This window comes from Mycobacterium sp., assembly GCF_052143115.1.
Taxonomy (GTDB): Bacteria; Actinomycetota; Actinomycetes; order Mycobacteriales; family Mycobacteriaceae; genus Mycobacterium.
This window is the reverse complement of the sequence record NZ_JBKQTQ010000084.1, coordinates 1-3,868: the sequence shown is the minus strand read 5'-3', so window position 1 is coordinate 3,868 and position 3,868 is coordinate 1. Positions and strand designations below refer to the sequence as shown.

General features: G+C 64.8%; 4 protein-coding genes. 2 read left to right on the top strand and 2 right to left on the bottom strand.

Features of this window, described 5'->3' with window-relative positions:
* Positions 1-317, top strand: a 317-nt coding sequence (locus ACLQI9_RS09705; protein ID WP_442391569.1) for an alpha/beta fold hydrolase, incomplete at its 5' end; no start/stop codon positions are given.
* 214 nt (positions 318-531) lie between these two features.
* Here the strand turns inward: ACLQI9_RS09705 and ACLQI9_RS09700 are convergent.
* Both ACLQI9_RS09700 and ACLQI9_RS09695 read right to left on the bottom strand, forming a co-directional pair.
* Positions 532-1,347 carry a DUF1206 domain-containing protein gene (locus tag ACLQI9_RS09700; RefSeq protein WP_442377468.1) on the bottom strand — a complete coding sequence of 272 codons (816 nt, stop codon included), beginning with the start codon at positions 1,345-1,347 and terminating at the stop codon, positions 532-534.
* Positions 1,340-1,561, bottom strand: coding sequence for a hypothetical protein (locus ACLQI9_RS09695; protein ID WP_442377465.1), 222 nt, complete (start codon positions 1,559-1,561; stop codon positions 1,340-1,342). Before ACLQI9_RS09695 ends, ACLQI9_RS09700 begins: the two co-directional genes overlap by 8 nt.
* A 194-nt stretch (positions 1,562-1,755) precedes the next feature.
* Here ACLQI9_RS09695 and ACLQI9_RS09690 point away from each other — a divergent pair, with 194 nt between their 5' ends.
* Positions 1,756-3,597 (top strand): APC family permease, encoded by a 1,842-nt coding sequence (locus tag ACLQI9_RS09690; protein ID WP_442377463.1) that lies wholly within the window; start codon positions 1,756-1,758, stop codon positions 3,595-3,597.
* Positions 3,598-3,868: the final 271 nt, after the last annotated feature.

The window sequence follows — 3,868 nt, the reverse complement described above, 5'->3', positions numbered from 1 at the left end:
ATCGGCAGACACGCCAGGCGTTCCTGCGTACGTTGCGCTCGGTGGTGGATTACCGCGGCCAGGCGGTCAGTGCGCTCGGCAAGATACATGTGAGTGATGGACTACCCACCTTGCTGATTTGGGGTGAACAGGACCGGATCATTCCTGTCGCCCACGGCTACGCCGCTCACGACGCCGTGCCGGGTAGTCGAGTTGAGGTGCTCGCCGCTGTAGGGCACTTCCCGCATGTCGAGTCCCCGACAGCGGTGGTGGACATCCTTGGCGACTTCATCGCCACCACAGGGCGGGATGCCGACCTGACGAATCGCAAAATCTGATCAAAGCCGAGATGCGGTCAAGTGTCGACTGCCAATTCTCTCTCCGGTGTCGGTCCCGACAGCCGCCAGCCTGAAGCGCCGGGGCCCAGGATTCGGGGCGGCCGGCTGCACACAACTCCGTACCTCGGGAATACGCTGTTCGGCGGCGGCAACCGTGCGGCCTGGCGAGGATCGTGGCATCGGGTCGGCTAGCAAGCGAGTCCGCCGGACGCACTTACATTTTGGTGTATCGGGCCATGGCGAAGCTGTACAGGCCATAGGTGATGATTCCCAGGCCGGCGGCGATCAGGAGTGCTGCTCCGTAGGGTTGGGCCCCGAGTGTTTTGAGGGCCCCGTCGAGTCCGGTGGCCGTGTTCGGCTCCGAACGAGCCACAGCGACGACGACCAGCACCCCGGCACCAGCGATAACCAGGCCTTTAGCGATGTAGCCCACCATGCCCAGTCGCCGCACCAGGTCGCTGGAATTGCCCTTGAGGTCGTCGAGAAAGTTGCGGCTGACTCCCTTGTAGACGTGATATCCGCCCACCGCGACGATGATCACGCCGCCGGCGATGAGTGCGATCGTGCCGGCGCCGGTCTGCATCAGGCGTGCGCTCATCGCCGAATTCTGCTGACCGGTGGACTTCCCTGCGCCCCGGGCGAATCCGAACGCAGAGTATGCGAACGCGAAATAGACCACTGCTAACGCGAAGGCCTTAAGCCGGTCCAACAGTTCCGATGATGCGCCTTGGGTTTTCGGGTCGGTCGACCGACCGAGTGCTGTTTCGACGAGGCGCCACAGCCCCATCACCACAAGCGCCACCACGGCAACCCAGATCGCGACGATGCCACCCGGTTTGGCCGCCAACGCCGCTAGCGCGCCGGATTGGTCAGCGGTGCCGGCGCCGACGCCGAGAGCGATCCGGATGGCGAGGTAGCCGATGATCAGGTGCGGCAGGCCGCTCACGACGTACCCGGCGCGGGCGAATCGTTCGAACACGCCGTTTTGGGCGATCTCTGTCCCGGGGGGCGCCGACGTGTGGTCAGGTATTGGGGGCCCTTTCGTACCGGCGGGATGAATCACCGGGCCGCTGTTGCGCGAGGTGTTGGCAGGTGAGGGATTCTCGCACCGCGGCGCTGCTCACGGCGCCGTCGATGATGGCCTCCATGGTGATACGCGCGTAGCCGGCCTCCGCAACGTGCTGGAACCGCCGCCGCCCTGATGCAGCGCCCAACGGGCGTCCGAGGTGCACGGGCTCGGCCATCGCGGTCCAGGCTACGCGCCGGCGGCCGAGGCCTCGGCTATAGGGAGCGAGCATCACTTTTCCGTCGCGAGGATGTGCCTGCCGGCGGGCCCACCATCGACCGGTGTACGTTGGCCCGACCAACGGGTGGCCGCACGATGAACGCTTCCGAGGTGGCAGTCGCGTGTCGCAGCGCGGGGTGTTCAATCGGCACAGTGGTAGTCATCAAGCGGGAACGAACGACCGATCAGATTGCTGATCCTCGGGTGCGGCGACATCTGCGCGGCGATCCGCATCGGTTGACTGCCATCGGCGGTCTTGCCGCGTTGTCCTTGGACGCATTGTCCAGCGTTGCCTACGGTCCCGAAGCGATCGTGCTGGTTTTGGTCGCCGCGGGTACGGCGGCAGTGCGGTTGACCCTGCCGATCGCGATAGCAATCACGGTGCTGCTGTTGGTGTTGGTGGTCTCGTACCGGCAGGTGATCGCGGTCCACCCGAACGGCGGCGGAGCCTACGCGGTGGCCAAAAAGGACCTCGGGCGGACGGTGAGCCTGTTGGCTGCGGCGAGCCTGGTCGTCGACTACGTGTTGACCGTTGCGGTGAGTCTGGCGGCCGGGGCAGCCAGTCTGGGCAGCGTCTTTCCGCTGATGGCCCATCACTTGCTGGGCGTGACGTTGGCAGGGCTTGCCCTGATCACCGCCATCAACCTGATCGGAATCGCCGAGTCGGCCAAGGTGCTGATGGGACCGACGATGGTGTTCGTCGTCAGTATCTTCGCCATCATCATCGTCGGGTTCATCCGTCCGCATCCGGTAGCCGTCATCGGTGCGGATCTGGGCCCCATCCGTGCGACCGAGGGATTGGGGCTGGTGTTGATTCTCAAGGCGTTTTCAGCGGGTTGTTCCTCGCTGACCGGAGTCGAGGCAATCGCCAACGCGGTGCCCCAATTCCGGACGCCCATCGTCAAGCGGGCCCAACACACCGAGGTCGCGTTGGGAGTGTTGCTGGCAGCCATGCTTCTCGGCCTGGCCGCGCTGATCAAGCTGAATCAAGTCACACCGCGCGGCGACGTCACCGTACTCGCGCAGCTGTCGGCGGGAGCATTTGGAACCGGGTGGCCGTTCTATGTGACCAACCTGGCGGTAACTCTGGTGTTGGCTCTCGCGGCGAACACCAGCTTTGGTGGTCTGCCGGTGTTGATGCAGCTGCTGGCCAAGGACCACCGGCTGCCGCACCTGTTCACGCTTCGCGCCGAACGTCCCGTGTACCGCTACGGCGTTGCCGCTTTAGGCATGCTGGCCGCCGCGGTGCTGCTCCTCGTCGGTGCCGAAACCCACCGGTTGTTGCCCGTATTCGCGATCGGCGTCTTTATCGGATTCACGATCAGCCAAACCGGACTGGTGCGGCACTGGCTGCAACAACGCGGTCGCGGCTGGGTGGGCAAGGCCGCACTCAACGGGACCGGAGCGGTACTCACCGCCGTTGCGGGAGTGGTGCTCTTCGCCAGCAAATTCACCGAGGGTGCCTGGCTGCTGCTGCTGCTCGTGCCGGGGCTGATGCTGCTCTTCGCTCGGATCGAACGCTACTACTATCACGTCGCCGAACAGTTGGATCTAGGCCGGCCGCCACCAAAACCCGTTCCGGGACTTTCCGGCAAAGCGGGCGACGCGCTGGTCATCGTGCCGGTCATCACGATCAGCAAGGTCATCGGGCATGCGTTGCAGGTCGCGATGCGGCTTGGCGGCGAAGTGGTCCCGGTGACCGTCGACACCGACCCCGACGCCAACCGTCGGCTCTGCGAGCTCTGGAAACAATGGGACCCCGGGGTTGACCTACGGGTCCTAGCCAGCCCGCACCGCACCCTGGTGGCGCCCACCGTCGGTTTCGTCCGAACGCAAGTCGAGAAGGGACGCTTCGTCGTCGTTTTGCTCGCCTACATCGAACCGAGGCGCCGACGCTACCGAATCCTGCACAACCAACGGGGCCCGCTGCTGGCCACAACAATTCGCGCACGCACCGACGCTATCGTCGCCACGCTTCCGATTCGCTTGGACTGAGCATCTGCCCACCCACTCCCAAGACTGCAGATCTCCGATCGACGTTCGTTGTGGCGGCACCCAAAGATCCGATCCACAGACCTCCGATGTTGGTAACTGTCAAGCAGCCGCTGTCGTGAGTGGCTCAGCAGTCTGAGCAGTATGTGACGGGTATGCCTTGGTGCGGTCGTAGGGCTGGCCGGTGTGGAGGCAGTGGTAGAGCTGGCCAAGCATGCGGTTGTAGAGGTGGCGCAGTGCGGCGGGGTGATGGTCACCGCGCGCTCGGCGGGCC

Coding starts and splice junctions, on each gene's coding strand:
- ACLQI9_RS09695 (WP_442377465.1), bottom strand. CDS start 1,561: ATGGCCGAGCCCGTGCACCTCGGACGCCCGTTGGGCGCTGCATCAGGG.